This window comes from Paracoccus sp. N5, from assembly GCF_000371965.1.
Lineage (GTDB): Bacteria > Pseudomonadota > Alphaproteobacteria > Rhodobacterales > Rhodobacteraceae > Paracoccus.
Window position 1 is genome coordinate 311,503 of record NZ_AQUO01000001.1, and the last position, 16,805, is coordinate 328,307.

General features: G+C 67.0%; 16 protein-coding genes. 5 read left to right on the forward strand and 11 right to left on the reverse strand.

Annotated features, from left to right (window positions below; all coding sequences use genetic code 11):
• Nucleotide 1: 1 nt before the first annotated feature.
• From PARN5_RS0101525 to ccoN, 6 genes are all read right to left on the reverse strand, one after another.
• Nucleotides 2-466 (reverse strand): FixH family protein, encoded by a 465-nt coding sequence (locus tag PARN5_RS0101525; RefSeq protein WP_026155093.1) that lies wholly within the window; start codon nt 464-466, stop codon nt 2-4.
• Nucleotides 466-1,923: a cytochrome c oxidase accessory protein CcoG gene (gene ccoG, locus PARN5_RS0101530; RefSeq protein ID WP_017998041.1), complete on the reverse strand. Its 1,458-nt coding sequence runs from the start codon at nt 1,921-1,923 to the stop codon at nt 466-468. Before ccoG ends, PARN5_RS0101525 begins: the two co-directional genes overlap by 1 nt.
• A 287-nt stretch (nt 1,924-2,210) precedes the next feature.
• The gene (gene ccoP, locus PARN5_RS0101535; RefSeq protein WP_017998042.1) at nt 2,211-3,248 is read right to left on the reverse strand and encodes a cytochrome-c oxidase, cbb3-type subunit III; all 1,038 of its coding nucleotides are present in this window, start codon (nt 3,246-3,248) and stop codon (nt 2,211-2,213) included.
• The gene (locus PARN5_RS0101540) at nt 3,248-3,436 is read right to left on the reverse strand and encodes a CcoQ/FixQ family Cbb3-type cytochrome c oxidase assembly chaperone (protein WP_017998043.1); all 189 of its coding nucleotides are present in this window, start codon (nt 3,434-3,436) and stop codon (nt 3,248-3,250) included. The genes ccoP and PARN5_RS0101540 overlap by 1 nt, the downstream gene beginning before the upstream one ends.
• Before the next feature lie 8 nt (nt 3,437-3,444).
• Nucleotides 3,445-4,170, reverse strand: coding sequence for a cytochrome-c oxidase, cbb3-type subunit II (gene ccoO / locus PARN5_RS0101545; protein WP_017998044.1), 726 nt, complete (start codon nt 4,168-4,170; stop codon nt 3,445-3,447).
• Nucleotides 4,171-4,179: 9 nt separating this feature from the next.
• Nucleotides 4,180-5,799 (reverse strand): cytochrome-c oxidase, cbb3-type subunit I, encoded by a 1,620-nt coding sequence (gene ccoN / locus PARN5_RS0101550; protein WP_017998045.1) that lies wholly within the window; start codon nt 5,797-5,799, stop codon nt 4,180-4,182.
• Nucleotides 5,800-6,050: 251 nt separating this feature from the next.
• Between ccoN and PARN5_RS0101555 the strand changes: the two genes are divergently transcribed.
• Entirely contained in the window at nt 6,051-6,884 is an 834-nt protein-coding gene (locus PARN5_RS0101555) for a universal stress protein (protein ID WP_017998046.1), read from the forward strand.
• A gap of 40 nt (nt 6,885-6,924) precedes the next feature.
• On the opposite strand, the gene PARN5_RS0101560 is transcribed toward PARN5_RS0101555, so the two are convergent.
• Nucleotides 6,925-7,674 carry a Crp/Fnr family transcriptional regulator gene (locus PARN5_RS0101560; protein ID WP_026155095.1) on the reverse strand — a complete coding sequence of 250 codons (750 nt, stop codon included), beginning with the start codon at nt 7,672-7,674 and terminating at the stop codon, nt 6,925-6,927.
• A 50-nt stretch (nt 7,675-7,724) separates the two neighbouring features.
• On the opposite strand from PARN5_RS0101560, the gene hemN reads away from it, so the two are divergent.
• Nucleotides 7,725-9,077 (forward strand): oxygen-independent coproporphyrinogen III oxidase, encoded by a 1,353-nt coding sequence (hemN, locus tag PARN5_RS0101565; RefSeq protein ID WP_026155096.1) that lies wholly within the window; start codon nt 7,725-7,727, stop codon nt 9,075-9,077.
• 60 nt (nt 9,078-9,137) lie between these two features.
• On the opposite strand, the gene polA is transcribed toward hemN, so the two are convergent.
• Both polA and PARN5_RS0101575 read right to left on the reverse strand, forming a co-directional pair.
• Entirely contained in the window at nt 9,138-11,948 is a 2,811-nt protein-coding gene (gene polA, locus PARN5_RS0101570) for a DNA polymerase I (protein ID WP_017998049.1), read from the reverse strand.
• Between the two features lie 153 nt (nt 11,949-12,101).
• A complete protein-coding gene (locus PARN5_RS0101575) occupies nt 12,102-12,290 on the reverse strand; it encodes a zinc-finger domain-containing protein (protein ID WP_017998050.1) in 189 nt (62 codons plus the stop codon).
• A gap of 69 nt (nt 12,291-12,359) precedes the next feature.
• On the opposite strand from PARN5_RS0101575, the gene PARN5_RS0101580 reads away from it, so the two are divergent.
• Nucleotides 12,360-13,301 carry an ABC transporter ATP-binding protein gene (locus tag PARN5_RS0101580; RefSeq protein ID WP_017998051.1) on the forward strand — a complete coding sequence of 314 codons (942 nt, stop codon included), beginning with the start codon at nt 12,360-12,362 and terminating at the stop codon, nt 13,299-13,301.
• A gap of 6 nt (nt 13,302-13,307) precedes the next feature.
• On the opposite strand, the gene PARN5_RS0101585 is transcribed toward PARN5_RS0101580, so the two are convergent.
• Nucleotides 13,308-13,682 (reverse strand): HIT domain-containing protein, encoded by a 375-nt coding sequence (locus PARN5_RS0101585; protein ID WP_017998052.1) that lies wholly within the window; start codon nt 13,680-13,682, stop codon nt 13,308-13,310.
• A gap of 12 nt (nt 13,683-13,694) precedes the next feature.
• Complete coding sequence (locus tag PARN5_RS0101590; RefSeq protein ID WP_017998053.1) at nt 13,695-15,272, reverse strand: DUF5928 domain-containing protein; 1,578 nt, start codon at nt 15,270-15,272, stop codon at nt 13,695-13,697.
• A 160-nt stretch (nt 15,273-15,432) separates the two neighbouring features.
• On the opposite strand from PARN5_RS0101590, the gene PARN5_RS0101595 reads away from it, so the two are divergent.
• Nucleotides 15,433-16,251 carry a sulfotransferase family protein gene (locus PARN5_RS0101595; protein WP_026155097.1) on the forward strand — a complete coding sequence of 273 codons (819 nt, stop codon included), beginning with the start codon at nt 15,433-15,435 and terminating at the stop codon, nt 16,249-16,251.
• A 331-nt stretch (nt 16,252-16,582) separates the two neighbouring features.
• Nucleotides 16,583-16,789: a 50S ribosomal protein L32 gene (gene rpmF, locus PARN5_RS0101600; protein WP_011748153.1), complete on the forward strand. Its 207-nt coding sequence runs from the start codon at nt 16,583-16,585 to the stop codon at nt 16,787-16,789.
• The last annotated feature ends 16 nt before the right edge of the window (nt 16,790-16,805 follow it).

A 16,805-nucleotide genomic window follows, 5' to 3' on the forward strand; every position in this document is an offset into this window, starting at 1 on the left:
CTCAGTTCACCCGGTTGCCATGGTAGTGGTCGATGCGCTGGCGAAACACCGTGCCGTCGGGCGCCGTCGCCACCAGGTGGATGTTCCACAGCCCCGGCGCCAGATGCAACGGCGCGCGAAACAGCCCGCCGGCATAGGCGAAGGTCGGGTGCTGGTCCTCGCGCACATGGGTCGGGCGGCCGATGGTGACATCCAGCGTCTTGACGGGGGCCGGATTGCCCTGGGCGTCGCGGATCACCAGCACCAGCTCGCGTCCGTCGTAATCGGGCGTCACGGTCCAGTCCAGCGCCTGCTGCGCCGCGCGCTCGCGGTCGAAGGTCTGCGAGGCGACATAGCTGTTCTTGACCTCGAGCCCCGGAAAGGTGCCCACCGCCTTGACGGCCATGAAGACATTGACCGCGATGATGGTGCCGAAGGCCGCAAGGGTAATCAGCAGCACATGCCGGCCGGTCAGTTCGCGCGCCATCATTCGCTCCTTCCGTGAAAGACCGTGTCGATGCTGGCCCTGACGCCATCGGTGGCATCCTCGACCCACAGCGTCAACTCCGCCTGGCCGCCCTCGGCCAAGGCCGAGCCCTTTTCGGCGGTGATATAGACGCGCTGGGTCTGGGTGCTGTCGGCGGCGACGCTGACCCGGCCATCGGGCTGGCCCTCCAGCGAGACCTGGGTGCCCGCCGGCGCGCCGCCGCCGGGACCGGCGACCGAAAGCGTGAAGTCATGCGCCTCGGCCTGCTTGTTGCGCAGCCGCAGCGCATAGGTGTTGCGGATCGCGCCATCGGCCATGGTGACATAGAGCGGATTGCGCACCGGCGTCACGTTGAGGTCCAGCGGCGAGCGCATGAACAGCGCCACGACCAGCGCAGCACCGATCCCGGCCCAGAGCGTGAAATACAGGATCGTGCGCGGCCGCAGGATGTGCTTCATCAGCGGCTTGGGCTGGCCGCCGGCGCGCTCGGCGGTCTCGTCGCGCAGCGCCATGTAGTCGATCAGCCCGCGCGGCTTGCCGATCCTGTCCATCACGTCGTCGCAGGCGTCGATGCACAAAGCGCAGGTGATGCATTCCATCTGCTGGCCGTCGCGGATGTCGATGCCCATCGGGCAGACGTTGACGCAGGCCATGCAGTCGATGCAATCGCCCTTGGTGCCGCCGTCCGAGCGGGTCAGCTCGCCCTTGTGGATCTTGCCGCGTTCCTCGCCGCGCCAGTCGCGATAGGCGACGGTCAGCGTGTCCTCGTCCATCATCGCGGCCTGGATGCGCGGCCAGGGGCAGGCATAGATGCAGATCTGTTCGCGGGCGAAGCCGCCGAACAGGAAAGTCGTCGCGGTCATGGTCGCGATGGTGATATAGGCCACCGGATGCGCCTGGCCGGTCAGCAGGTTGCCCAGAAGCGTCGGCGCATCGGTGAAATAGAACACCCAGGCGCCGCCGGTCAGCGCCGCGATCACCAGCCAGATGGTCCATTTCGACAGCCGCAGCCGCAGCTTCCTGGCGCTCCAGGGTTCGTTCCACAGCCGGACGCGGGCATTGCGGTCGCCCTCGACCCAGCGCTCGGTCAGGATGAACAGGTCGGTCCAGACCGTCTGCGGACAGGCATAGCCGCACCAGACCCGCCCCAGCGCCGAGGTGAACAGAAACAGCCCCAGCCCCGCCATGACCAGAAGCCCCGCGACGAAATAGAATTCATGCGGCCAGATCTCGATCCAGAAGAAATAGAAGCGGCGGTTTGCCAGATCGACCAGCACCGCCTGGTCGGGCAGGCTGGGGCCGCGGTCCCAGCGGATCCAGGGCGTGAGGTAATAGATCCCCAGCGTCACCGCCATGATGATCCATTTCAGGTTGCGAAAGGTGCCCTGCACCCGGCGCGGAAAGATCGGCTCGCGGGCGGCATAAAGACGTGGCGGGTCGATGTCGGATTGCGACATGATTGGCTCCTGTTGCGCGTGGCTTGGGTATAGGCCCTGGCCGCGGGGGCGCATTGATCTGCGTCAAGCGCGGGGCTGGGCGGGTTATACACAGGCCGGGCAGCGGCCGGCATGGGCCGCATTGTCGCATCATGGCCACGGACATGCGCGAAGGCGACTTGCGCCGCCCCGGAGGATTCGCGTTTGATGAAAAACACCGGCCCCCCTGGAAACGCGCGAACAGGACGGGGGGCCGGTGCCTCCGGGGCCGGTTGCCCGGCCACGGATTCGGGATGCTTGTCTGGGCGCTATTCGCCGCCGCCCAGACCGTGCACATAGGATGCGACGGCGCGGATGTCCGCCTCGGACAGCCGGCCGTTCCAGGCCGGCATGACACCGAAGGGGCCGTCGTGGACGATGCGGGTGATCGTCGCCGGGTCCGAGCCATAGAGCCAGACCGCGTCGGTCAGGTCCGGCGCGCCCTGCGCCCGGTCGCCGGTGCCGTCCTCGGCATGGCAGGCGGTGCAGTTGTCGGCAAAGACCGTCGCGCCCTCGGCCGCGAGATCCGCGTCATGCGGCTGCCCGCCCAGTTCCAGCACATAGTTCACCACCTGGGCGATCTGGCTGTTGTCCAGCAATTCGTCGGTGCCGAATTTCGGCATTTCGGAATAGCGGGTCTCCTCGTCCTTGGGATCGCGGATGCCGTGCTGGACGGTGGTGTGGATGTCGTCCAGCGTGCCGCCCCACAGCCAGTCGTTGTCCAGAAGCGTCGGATAGCCCGGATTGCCGCCCGCGCCCGAGCCGTGGCACTGCGCGCACCAGGTGCGGAAGATCGCGGCGCCGGCATTGGCGGTATAGTTCGCCAGGTCCGGATCGGCGGCGACCTGGTCCAGCGGTGTCTCGACCAGCTTGGCCTGGATCGGGGCGTTGGCGTCCTTGAAGCGCTGGATCTCGGCCGCGACATCGCTGCGATAGGTGGTGCCCAGCACGCCCTGGGTCGCGCCGTTCAGCAGCGGGATGGCCGGATAGGCCACGACATAGGCCAGGCCCCAGACGATGGTGGCATAGAAGGACCACAGCCACCAGCGCGGCAGCGGGTTGTCGTATTCCTCGATCCCGTCCCAGCTATGGCCGGTCGAGGGCACCTCGACCACCTTGCGCACGCCCTTGCGGTCGCGCACCACGCGGGTGCTGCCGGCCGGGCGGTGCAGCGGCCGGCCGTCGGGCCCCACGGGCGGATGCGCGGCGATCTGCGCCTTGTTCTCCTCGTCCGCGGCCATGCGTTCCAGTTCGATCCGGTTGTCGGGGTTCTGGGGGCTGGTGTGCTCGTCGTCGGTGTCGGCCATCACTCGACCTCCTTCTCGCCCGCCGTGGCGGGACTCGTCTCGTTACGGAAAATGCTTTCCGCGGCATCGCGGTGCAGCCGGCGCGAGCCGGGCCTGAGCACGAAGGCGATCGCCCCCAGGAAGAACAGCACCAGGGACAGCAGCACCCAGCTGTCGGCCAGTTCGCGCAGGAAGGAATAGATCTCCATGGCGGACCTCAGCGGTTCGGGTCGGGCTCGAAGGTCGAGAAGTCGACCATCGTGCCCAGCACCTGCAGATAGGCGATCAGGGCGTCCATTTCCGACACGCCGGCGCGGCGGTCGTAGTTGCGCTGCAAGGCGCCCGGATAGCGTTCCTCCAGCCCCGAGGCATCCGCGTCGGGATCGGCCTGGGCGCGGAAGTCGGCGGCGGCATTCGTCACCATCTCCTCGCTGTAGGGCACGCCGACCAGCGCGTCGGTCTTCAGCCGGTCCTGCATGTTCGAGGCGTCGATGATGCGGTCATGCAGGAAGCCGTATTTCGGCATGATCGATTCCGGCACCACCGCCTGCGGGTTGGTCAGGTGGTCGATATGCCATTCGTCCGAATAGCGCCCGCCCACCCGGGCCAGGTCCGGCCCGGTGCGTTTCGACCCCCATTGGAACGGATGGTCGTACATCGATTCGGCCGCCAGGCTGTAGTGGCCATAGCGTTCGACCTCGTCGCGCATCGGGCGGATCATCTGGCTGTGGCAGACATAGCAGCCCTCGCGGACATAGATGTCCCGGCCCTTCAGCTCCAAGGGCGTATAGGGCCGCATGCCCGTCACCTTCTCGATGGTGTTCTGCAGATAGAACAGCGGCGCGATCTCGACGATGCCGCCGATGGTGACGACCAGGAAGGAAAAGACCAGCAGCAGCGTGGCGTTCTTTTCCAGGACCTTGTGTTTTTCAAGGATTGCCATGATGCGCCCTTACTCTGCCGGAACCGCGACGGCGGTGGTTGCGGTCTTGGGTTGCTTGGCGACGGTGGCCCACAGGTTGTAGCACATGATCAGCGCGCCGCTGAGATAGAGCACACCCCCCAGGCCACGCACCACGTTCATCGGGAACTTGGCGGCCACGGTGTCGGCGAAGGCGTTGACCAGGAAGCCCTGGGCGTCGACCTCGCGCCACATCAGCCCTTCCATGATGCCCGAGACCCACATCGAGGCGGCGTAGAGCACCAGGCCGATGGTGGCGAGCCAGAAGTGCCAGCTGACCAGGCCCGTCGAATACAGCCGCTCGCGGCCCCACAGGCGCGGCGTCAGGTAGTAGAGCGCGCCGAAGGTGATCATGCCGTTCCAGCCCAGGGCGCCGGAATGCACATGGCCGATGGTCCAGTCGGTATAGTGCGACAGCGAGTTGACCGCCTTGATCGACATCATCGGCCCTTCGAAGGTCGCCATGCCGTAGAAGCCGACGGCCACCACCATCATGCGGATGATCGGATCGGTGCGCAGCTTGTCCCAGGCGCCCGACAGCGTCATCAGCCCGTTGATCATGCCGCCCCAGCTGGGCATCCACAGGATGATCGAAAACACCATGCCCAGCGTCGAGGCCCAGTCGGGCAGCGCGGTATAGTGCAGATGGTGCGGACCGGCCCAGATATACAGAAAGATCAGCGCCCAGAAGTGGATGATGGACAGCTTGTAGCTGTAGACCGGACGCTCGGCCTGCTTGGGGATGAAGTAATACATCATGCCCAGGAAGCCGGCGGTCAGGAAGAAGCCCACGGCGTTGTGGCCATACCACCATTGCACCATGCCGTCCTGCACGCCCGAGAACACCTGCACCGATTTCGAGCCTAGGAAGCTGACCGGCACCGACAGGTTGTTGACGATATGCAGCATGGCGATGGTGACGATGAAGGACAGGTAGAACCAGTTCGCCACGTAGATATGCGGTTCCTTGCGCTTCAGGATCGTGCCCAGGAACACCGCGAGATAGACGACCCAGACCAGCGTCAGCCACCAGTCGACATACCATTCCGGCTCGGCATATTCCTTGGACTGGGTGGCGCCCAGGATATAGCCGGTCGCGGCCAGGACGATGAACAGGTTGTAGCCCCAGAACACGAACCAGGCGGCATTGCCGCCCCAGAGCCTGGCCGCCGAGGTGCGCTGGACGACATAGAACGAGGTCGCGATCAGCGCGTTGCCGCCAAAGGCGAAGATCACCGCGCTGGTATGCAGCGGCCGCAGCTTGCCGAAGTTCGTGTAGCCCATGGTGAAGTCGCTGAGGTTCAGCGCCGGGAAGGCCAGTTGGAAGGCGATGACCACGCCGACCAGGAAGCCGACCACGCCCCAGAAGGCGGTGGCGACGACCCCGGCCCGGACCACGCCGTCCATGTATTCGCTTTCCGGGTGCGGGTCGAGCAGCGGCTGCTCGTTGCCCATCTGGCGCAGCACCCGCACGAACATGAACCCGGCCGCCAGCATCACGATCAGCGCGTTCACCAGATAGGCGGGATCATCGGGTCGCGCGTAATTGGCGGCGAGGGCGGCCAGAACCGCGATCACCCCCAGCGCGATCAGCTTGATGGTATCCAACATGACTTTCCTGTCCTTCATCCTTTGCCGGCGGCCGCGAATCACCCGCGCCTGCGCTGGAATTTCGGCCTCGACACCCCTCTTCTACAGGCGCACGGTTTCGTGACACTTTGATCTGCATCAATCGTTTCGTTCGCAAGGGGTGTAAAATCGCCTCCTGACCGGACAGGATAGCCACGCCAGCGCCGGCCAGGCCCTTGATTCCCTTCCGGGAAGCCGGCGCCCGGGACCAACTGCCAAAAAGGAGACTGCCCATGGGATACAAGACCATCCTGACCGTCCTGACCGAAACCGGCCAGCACGAGCAGTTGGACGCGGCGCTTGCCATGACCCGGCGCGAGGATGCGCATCTCGACATCTTCTGCATGGGCGTCGACCATACGCAAAGCGGCTATTACTATGCCGGCGCCTCGGCCTATGTGTTCCAGGAATCCATCGACAAGGCCATGGCCGCCGCCAGCGACCTGGAGCAGAAGGTGCGCGAGCGGCTGAATGCCGAGGACGTGCGCTGGTCGGTCGATTCCGCCGTGGCCCAGGTCGGCGGCATGTCGACGCTGGTCGGCATGCGCGCGCGCTATTCCGACCTGGTGGTGCTGAACCGGCCCTATGGTCCCGGCGCGACCCCCGATGCCGAGGCGATCACCGAGGCGGCGCTGTTCGAGGGCTCGGCCCCGGTGCTGATCGTGCCGCACCAGCTGACCGAGCCCTTCGGCAAGCGCATCGTCATCGCCTGGAACCAGTCGAACGAGGCCCTGGCCGCCGTGCGCCGCGCCCTGCCGCTGCTGGTCGCCGCCGAATGCGTCGAGATCACCGTGATCGACCCTTCGCCCAACGGCCCGGAGCGCTCGGACCCCGGCGGGGCGCTGTGCCAGATGCTGACCCGGCATGGCGTGCGGGCCGAGATCTCGGTGCTGGCGCGCACCCTGCCCCAGGTCAGCGACATCCTGAACCGGCGCGTGACCGAGATCGGCGCCGACATGCTGGTCATGGGTGCCTATGGCCATTCGCGCTTCCGCCAGGCGATCCTGGGCGGCGCGACGCGCAACATGCTGGAAAAGGCCGAGGTGCCGGTGCTGATGGCGCGCTGATCCGCGGCGCCCCCCGCCCTGCCGGGGGGCATTGCCCGCCTCAGCTCAGGGGGCCGCCGTCCGAATCGTCGCCGCTTTCCAGGACCAGGCGCTGGAACGAGGGCACGATGACCCGGCGCTTGCCGTCTAGCTCGATCACCCCCTCGCGCTTCAGGGCGCTCATCTGCCGGCTGACGGTCTCCAGCGTCAGTCCCAGATAATCGGCCATGGCCTCGCGGGTCAGCGGCAGTTCGATGGCGATGCGCCCCTCGGGCCGGCGCTTGATCAGCGCCGCCTCGCGCCGCGCCAGGATCACCAGCAGCGAGGCGATCTTCTCGCGCGCCGACTTGCGGCCCAGCAGCAAGAGCCAGTCGCGGGCGGCGTCAAGCTCGTCCAGCGTCATCTCCAGCAGCCGGCCGGCGATGCGCGGAATGTCGATCAGCAGCTTCTCGAAGGGCTTGCGGCGAAAGCAGCACAACAGCAGGTCGCTGGTCGCGGTCACGGTATAGGCCGCGACATCGCGCCCCGGCCGGCCCAGGAAATCGCTGGGCAGCAGAAGCCCCACCATCTGCGTGCGACCATCCTCGAGCTGCTGGGTCAGCCCGGCCATGCCGGACACCACGGAACCCACGAAATCCAGCCGGTCGCCGGCCCAGACCACCACCTGCCCGGCCTCGAAGCGGCGATAGTATTTCATGCTCTCCAGCTCGGAAAGCTCATCGCCGCCGCAATGCGAACACACCGCCCGTTCCTTGATCGGGCAGATGTGGCAGGGCTGCTGCGTCGCAACAAGGGCGGCGTCGTGTGGCATGTTGATCTGGGTCAATGTCCTGGCGCGTGTTCTGGGCCAAGGATAGCGTCATGACACAGCAATCGCAACTTGAACGCCTGGGACTGTTTGACGCGCGGGTCCCCCGCTACACGAGCTACCCCACGGCACCCCATTTCACCCCCGCCGTGAACGGGGCCGAATTCGGCCGCTGGCTGGATGCGATTCCCGAAGGCGCGGCGATCTCGCTCTACATGCATGTGCCGTTCTGCCGGCGGCTGTGCTGGTTCTGCGCCTGCCGCACCCAGGGCACGCAGTCGGATGCGCCGGTGCGCGCCTATGTCCAGGCGCTGCTGACCGAGCTCGAGACGCTGCGCGCCGCGCTGCCTCGCGGCGTGCAGCTGTCGCGGCTGCATTGGGGCGGCGGCACGCCGACGCTGATGCAGCCCGACATGATGCGCGACCTGGCCCAGGCCGTCCGCGCCGCCTTCCCGCTGGCCGAGGGCGCCGAATTCTCGGTCGAGATCGACCCGAACGAGATCGACGAGCCCCGCATGGACGCCCTGGCCGAATCGGGCCTGACCCGGGCCTCGATCGGGGTGCAGGACTTCGACCCCGAGATCCAGCGCATCATCGGCCGCGAGCAGAGTTTCGAGCTGACCAAGCGCGCCGTGGACATGATCCGCGACCGCGGCGTCGCCAGCCTGAACGCCGACATCCTCTATGGCCTGCCCGAACAGGATCCGCGCCGCATCGCCGAATCGGTGCAGAAGCTCCTGGCGCTGTCGCCGGACCGGGTGGCGCTCTACGGCTATGCGCATGTGCCTTGGATGGCCAAGCGCCAGGTCATGATCCCCTCGGAATCGCTGCCCGACCCGCATGGCCGGCTCAAGCTCTTCGAGACCGCCCGGGCGCTGTTCCTGGCCGACAGCTATGACGAGATCGGCATCGACCATTTCGCCCGCCCCGGCGACGGGCTGGCCACGGCGCAAAAGGCCGGGCTGCTGCGGCGCAACTTCCAGGGCTATACCGACGACCGGGCCGAGGTGCTGGTCGGGCTTGGCGCCTCGTCGATCTCGCGCTTCCCGCAGGGCTATGCCCAGAACGCGCCGGCGACCGGCGCCTATCTGGGCCATGTCCGCGCCGGCCGCTTCCCCACCACGCGCGGCCATGTCTTCAGCGCCGAGGACCGCTGGCGCGCCCGCATGATCGAGGCGCTGATGTGCGACTTCCGCATCGACGCGCAGGAATTCGCCGGCCATGGCTTCGATGCCGAAAGCCTCGCCCGCCTCTTCGCCCCGGTGGCCGAGCGTTTCGGCGAGATGGTCCAATGCGACGCGGCCGGCCTCAGCATCACGCCCGAGGGCCGGCCGCTGACCCGGATGATCGCCCGCATGTTCGACGGCTACGACATGGCCGCCTCGGGCCATTCCGGCGCGATCTGAGGCCTCGGCTTCTTTGCTCTGCAAATACCCAAGCAGCCGCGCCACAAGCGCAGCCGCGCCTCAATGCGCCTCGGCCCAGCTCGCCCCCTGCCCGGCATCGACGATCAGCGGCACGTCCAGGCGCACGGCCGGCTCGGCCGCGCCCTGCATGACGCCGCGCGCCACCGCGATCAGCGCGTCCACCGCACCCTCCTCGACCTCGAAGACCAGTTCGTCATGCACCTGCAAGAGCATTCGCGCCGGCAGATGCGCGATGGCCTCGGGCATGCGGATCATGGCGCGCCGGATGATGTCGGCCGCCGCACCTTGGATCGGTGCATTGATCGCCGCGCGCCGGGCACCGCCGGCCGAAGGGCCGCTGAGGTTGATGCCCGGCGTGTTGATGCGCCGCCCGAACAGCGTGCGCACGAATCCGTCCTGCTTGGCCTCGGCCACGGTGCGGTCCATATAGGCGCGAATCTCGGGGAAACGCTCGAAATAGGTGTCGATGAAGGCCTGCGCCTCGGCGCGCGGAATGCGCAGGTTGCGCGACAGGCCGAAGCCGGAAATGCCGTAGATCACCCCGAAATTGATCGCCTTGGCGCGGCGGCGGATCATCGGATCCATGCCTTCGACCGGCACGCCGAACATCTGGCTCGCGGTCATGGCGTGGATGTCGATGCCGTCGCGGAAGGCCTGTTTCAGCGCCGGGATCGCCGCGACATGCGCGAGGATCCGCAGCTCGATCTGGCTGTAGTCCAGGCTGACCAGCCGGTGCCCCTCGGCGGCGATGAAGGCCTCGCGGATGCGCCGGCCCTCCTCGGTCCTGACCGGAATGTTCTGCAGGTTCGGATCGGTCGAGGCCAGCCGCCCGGTCTGGGCGCCGGCGATGGAATAGCAGGTATGGACCCGCCCGGTCGCCGCGTTCACATGCAGCGGCAGCGCATCGGTATAGGTCGATTTCAGCTTCGAGATCGCCCGCCAGTCCAGCACGCGCGAGGGCAGGTCGTGGCCCTCGGCCGCCAGGTCCTCCAGCACCTCGGCGCTGGTCGAGAAGGCGCCGGTCTTGCCCTGCTTGCCGCCAGAGAGCCCCATGCGGTCGAACAGGATCTCGCCCAGCTGCTTGGGGCTGCCGACGTTGAAGGGCCCGCCGGCCAAGGCGTGGATCTCGGCCTCCAGCGCCGCCATCTTCTGCGCAAAGGCGCTCGACATGCGGCGCAGGTGGTCGGCGTCGATGCGGATGCCGGCCATCTCCATCCCGGCCAGCACCGGCACCATCGGCCGCTCCAGCCGCTCATAGGCGCTCGCCACCCGCTCGCGCGCCAGCTGCGGACGGAAATGATGCCAGAGCCGCCAGGTCACCTCGGCATCCTCGGCGGCATATTCGGCGGCCCTGTCGATGGCGACCTGCTGGAAGCCGATCTGCGCCTTGCCCGAGCCGATCAGGTCCTTGATCGGCACGCAGCTGTGGCCCAGGTAGGTCTGCGCCAACTCGTCCATGCCGTGGTTGTGGGTGCCGGCATTCAGCGCATAGGACATCAGCATGGTGTCCTCGACCGGCGCCATGGCGATGCCCAGCCGGGCGAAGATCTTGACGTCATACTTGATGTTCTGGCCGATCTTCAGGGTGGCATCATCCTCCAGCACCGGCTTCAGCAGCGCCAGCGCCCGGTCGGCGGGGATCTGACACTCGGCCAGCACCGGTCCGCCGAACAGGTCGCCCGTCGCGCCCTCGCCGACATGGCCCAGCGGGATATAGCAGGCCCGCCCCGGCCCGGTGCAAAGCGAAACCCCGACCAGATCGGCCGCCATCTCGTCAAGCCCGGTGGTCTCGGTATCGACCGCGACGATGCCGGTCTCGGCGATGCCGTCCAGCCAGGCGGCCAGCGCCGCCTCGTCGCGGATGACCTCGTAGCGGCTGCGGTCGATGGCCGGCAATTCCCGCGCCGCCGGCCCCGTGACGGGCGCCACCGCAATCTCGGGCGCGGCCGGCACCGCGGCCCCCAGCTTCTCGGCCACGCGATTGACCAGGGTGCGGAACTCCATCCGCTGCAGGAATTCCAGCAGCGCCTGCGCCTCGGGCGCCCGGATCGACAGGCTTTCCAGCGTGAAGTCCAGCGGCGTGTCGCAATCCAGCTCGACCAGCCGCTTCGAGATGCGGATCTGCTCGGCATGGTCGATCAGGGTCTGGCGACGCTTGGGCTGCCTGATCTCACCCGCGCGCGCCAGCAGGCTCTCCAGGTCGCCATATTCCTCGATCAGCTGCGCGGCGGTCTTGATGCCGATCCCGGGCGCCCCCGGCACGTTGTCGATGGAATCGCCGGCCAGGGCCTGGACGTCGATCACCCGCTCGGGCCCGACGCCGAATTTCTCGCGCACCTCGTCGGGGCCGATGGGCTTGCCCTTGATCGGGTCCATCATCTCGACCCCGCCGCCGACCAGCTGCATCAGGTCCTTGTCGCTGCTGATAATGGTGACGCGCCCGCCGGCATCGCGTGCCCGGCAGGACAGCGCCGCGATGATGTCGTCGGCCTCATAGCCCTCGGTCTCGATGCAGGCGATGTTGAAGGCCCGCGTCGCCTCGCGGGTCAGGGGAAACTGCGGCCGCAGATCCTCGGGCGGCTCGGGCCGGTTCGCCTTGTAGAGCGGATAGATGTCGTTGCGGAAGGTCTTGGCGCTATGGTCGAAGATCACCGCCGCATGGGTCGGCTGGTCCGAGCCCGAGCCGTCCTGGATATATTTCCACAGCATGTTGCAGAAGCCGGCGACCGCCCCGATCGGCAGCCCGTCCGAGCGCCGCGTCAGGGGCGGCAGCGCGTGATAGGCGCGAAAGATGAAGGCCGAGCCGTCGATCAGATGCAGGTGATGGCCCTTGCCGAATACGTCCGTCATCTGCGCCCCATCCTTCTGCCAGCGTCCAAGGCCCCTTGATGCCACGAAGCGCCGACCGGGCCAAGACCGCCCCCGCCTTCACTGTTTCACAAATACCCCCGCCGGAGGCCGGCAACCGCGCCGTCCCCGGACAAGGCCCGCCATGGCGCAGGGTCAGTGATCGTCGTGGGCGTGGGCGCGGTCGATGACGAAGCGCTTGTCGCAATAGCCGCATTCGACCCAGCCGCTGTCCTGCGGAATGGCCAGCCAGACGCGCGGATGGCCCAGGCCCCGCGCCTCGTCGCCGTCGCAGGCGACCTTCCAGCGGGTGACGGTCTGGATCTCGGGGGCCGGGATGGTCATGGCGGTTCCTTGAGCTTTGACGACAAACGCGGTTAAACCGGCGGCAATCATAATGAACGCGAAGAGCCGATGCCAGCCCCCGCAAGCAGTCCGAACGCCATCGAAATCACGGGCCTGACCAAGACCTATGCCGCCGCCGGCAAGGCGCCGGCGAAACATGCGCTCAAGGGGCTGGACCTGGCGATTCCCGCCGGCTCGATCTTCGGCCTGCTGGGTCCGAACGGCGCCGGCAAGTCGACCACGATCAACATCATGGCCGGGCTGGTGCGCAAGACCGCGGGCCGGGTGACGATCTGGGGCTTCGACCAGGACGTGAACCCGCGCCAGTCCCGCGCCGCCATCGGCGTCATGCCGCAGGAACTGAACATCGACCCGTTCCTGTCGCCCCGCGCCAGCCTCGAGGTGCAGGCCGGGCTCTATGGCGTGCCGAAGCGCGAGCGCTGGACGGACGAGCTGCTGGAACTGGTCGGGCTGACCGACCAGGCGGAAAGCTATTCGCGCCACCTGTCGGGCGGCATGAAGCGGCGGCTCTTGCTGGCCAAGGCGCTGGTGCATCGCCCGCAGATCCTGGTGCTGGACGAGCCGACCGCCGGCGTGGACATCCAGCTGCGCGAGATGCTGTGGCGCAACGTGCGGCGGCTGAACGACCAGGGCATGACCATCATCCTGACCACGCATTACCTCGAGGAAGCCGAGCAGATGTGCGACCGCATCGCCATCATCGACCGCGGCGCGCTGATCCTGTCCGAACCGACCGCCGCCCTGCTCGGCCGCGCCGATTCCAAGACGCTGATCGTGGACACCGGCGAGAGCCGCGCCCTGCCCGCCCTGCCCGAGGGCGTGCGGGCCGAACGCCGCGCCGACGGCCGCCTCGCCCTAAGCTATGTGCCCTCGCGCATCGCCGCCGACCGGCTCATCGACGCGCTGCGCGACGCGGGCCTCGCCATCCGCGACGTCGCGGTCGAGGCGCCGGACCTGGAAGACGTCTTCGTCCAGCTGACCTCGCGCTGAAGCGCCTCAGCCGGCCGAGACCATGCGTCCCATCGGCCGGCCGCCCAGGATATGCATGTGGAAATGCGGCACCTCCTGCACGCCGTCCGGCCCGGCATTGGTGATGGCGCGGAAGCCGGCGCCGCCGTCCAAGTCCACGCCCAGCTCGCGCACCACGCGGGCGATGGCGCGGTGGAAATCGACGATCTCGGCGTCCGAGGCATTGGCGGCGAAATCGTCGTAGCTGACATAGGCGCCGCGCGGGATCGCCAGCACATGCACCGGCGCCTGCGGGCGGATGTCGCGGAAGACCAGCGTGTGCTCGGTCTCCAGCACGGTGTCGTTCGGGATCTCGCCGCGCAGGATGCGGGCAAAGATGTTCTGCGGGTCATAGGCCGGCATGTTCTCGTCTCCTCAGTCGGTGAACAGATGCGGGGTTCTGGCCAGCGTCAGCGCGGCCTCGGGCAGCAGGTCGAGGAATCGGGCCAGGTGGACGGCGTTCTCCTCGGGGCTGCGCCAGGGGGCGATGGCGTGAAAGCCGGGGAAATCCATGTCGCGCAGCCGCTCGGCCTCGTGCTCCAGGTCGGCGCGCACCGTGGGCAGCAGCCGCTCGATCACCTCGGGCGCGGTCTGCGCCCCGGCCAGGCCGACCCGGCCGATATGGCCGCGCAGGTAGTCGTCGTCGAAATCCGAATCGATCAGCAACAGCCGCGTGTCGGCCTTGTCGGCCATCAGGTCCTGGATCAGGTGCAGCGCCGAGGGGTCGAGGCAGATCACCAGCTGGTTCGACTCGAAATTCTCGAACAGCAGCCGGATCAGCGCGCGGCGGTGCCGGTCGCGCTTTTCCAGCGTGGTCTCGACCCCGCCCAGGTCGGGCAGATGCGCCTCGAGCTCGTTGAACAGGAAATCCACCGCCGGGATCGTCGTCCCGGCCCGGATCTGCGCGGTCAGGCGCTTGGCCACATGCCATTTCTTCGAGACCACCAGCAGCAGCGTGTTGTTGCGGCCCAGGCTGCCCTCGGCCTCCCAGAAGCGCTGGCCGAAGCGGCGCCCGACCCGGCCCTGCCCGGTCAGGAAGCGGAAGAGCCCGGTCGCCTCGTTCGAGATCGGGAAATGCACCCCGGTCGCCGCCCAGAGCGCCCCCAGCCTTTCGCGCAGCCGGATCGCCTCGGGCGAGATCTTGCGCGCGAACAGGGAGTCCTGGCCCATCAGCAGGTCATACTGATCGTTGTAGAAGGTCACCGGCATGCCGTAATCGGTAAAGACCAGATAGGTCAGCGTCCGCGAACGGATCTGCTTTCGCGGCACGACATGGGGCACGATGGTCTGGAAGAAGGTCTCGTCCGGGATCCAGGTCGTGGCGAAGAATCGCATGACATCGGCGCGCGCGGCGCAGAACTCCAGCACCTTCTCGACGGTCTGGCGGCGCAGGCACCACCATTGCGAGCCGATCATGACCTGGATGTCGGCCGGGATGCTGCGGGTCAGGCCGAATCGCTTCTGCAGGTCGTAGCTGGCGTAGAACAGCCATTTCCGCGTGCGTTCGTTGAACCAGTGGCGATAGATCAGCCGCTCTTCCTTGAAGCCGGTCTTGATCCAGTCCGATTCGAAGAAGTCGAAGCTCTCGATATAGTCGCAGTCCTCGGCGTCGAGGAAGGCGCGGGCGTATTCGGCCGACTTGATCGGCATGCAATCGCCCGAGAGCATGTAGAAATGCGTCGCCAGCGGAAAGGCCGCCACGGCCGAGCGCACGGCCTCCAGCGTGGCGCCGACCAGCGACCACTCGCCCCAGCCGCATTTCCAGCGGCGCTGCGCGAAGACCACGGACGGATTGTCGGCCAGCGCCGCGCGGATGGCGTCGAAATCCTTCGGATTGGCGCGGCCGTCGAAATGGATCGAGACATAGTCGCCGGTCGCGGTCAGGCGCTTGGCCTGCGCGATGACCCCCTTCGGATCCTTGTGGCAAAGCAGAATGAAGGCAATCCGCGCCATTCTCTATCCCATCTTCCCGGTTCGCGCCCGGAACGCTCTACAGCAGGTTGAATCTCTGCCGGTGATTTGCTTTGTGTCCTTACCGATTTTGACCGGGCCGGCAACCCGGCCCGCACCCGGCCCGCAGCGGGCGCGGCAATGTGAACAGGAAAGGCACGGAATGGGCTTCCCAGGAACTTGGATGACCGAAAGCGGTAGCATGGTCTATCGCGTGGTGCCGAAATGCGCCTGTTCGTCGATCGGGCAGATCATGTTCTATTCCGACCACGGCCGCTATTTCGACGGCGACATCCACGATTCCACCGAGGGCCTGCACAAGTGGAACCAGGAGGCCAGCCAGCCGCTGATCGAGAAATCGGTCAAGGCGCATGAGGCGCTGACCTTCACCTGCGTCAGGAACCCCTATGGCCGCATCCTGTCCTCGTTCTTCGACAAGATCGCCGGCATCCAGAGGAACGGCAAGCGCTATCGCGGCAACCTGGTGCCGCAGCTGATCCAGCGCTACGGCATCGACGTCGGCAGCCCCGAGAACGGCTTCGAGTTCGACCAGATCGCCAGCTTCCGCCGCTTCCTGCTGTTCGCACGCGACACCATCCGCTGGCGCCGGCCGATGGAGCCGGACATCCACTGGTCGGCCATGTCGGGCCATATCTCGACCTTCATCGTGAACGGCGGCCGCTACGACCAGATCTTCTTCACCGAGAAGTTCAACGAGGGCATGCAGAAGGTGCTGGACGCCGCGCCGACGCCGGTCAAGCTCGACGTGAACGACGTGCCCAAGTTCAACGAATCGGAAGGCCACGGCCCCAAGCGCGCGCACAGGATCAGCGACTATTTCGACGACCTGTCGCGCCACCTGGTCTGGGAGATCTACAAGAAGGACTTCCAGCTCTTCAAATATGACTTCGACGATCCCGACAACAAATATCCCAGGCACGAAGTCGACCTGGACGAAGTCCACGCCAAGCTGGGCCGCTGAGTCCGTCGCGCCGGCCCGCACCCCGGGCCGGCGCCGCTGCGGGCCGCCGCCGCCCGCTTTCACCGTTTTCCAAATACCCCGCCGGAGGCAGCGCCGCACGGCGGCGCTTTCTTCCTGCCCACCCAAGTTTTCCCTTGCGAAAACCGGGAAAGCCGCTATTTTCCGCGCTTCATCCGACCGGCGGGGCATCACCCGGACCGTTGCCCCCGTGCGCCAGACTTGTTTCGCGCCTTGCGGTTCACGCGCTCTTGGCCTATGCCCGCCCCAGAAACGAAATCAGAATCCGGGGCCGCCCAGTCGGGTTGCCCCCCGAACCACTTGAGGTTGAGACATGGCCGTCCCTCAGAACCGAGTTACCCGGTCCCGCCGCAACATGCGCCGCTCGCACGACGCGCTGGTCGCCGGCAACCCGAACGAATGCAGCAACTGCGGCGAGCTGAAGCGCCCGCATCACGTCTGCCCCTCCTGCGGCCATTACGCCGACCGCGAGGTCGTGGCGCAGGCCAATGAGGTCGACCTGGACGAAGACGCGGCCTGAGCGGACTGACCGCGGA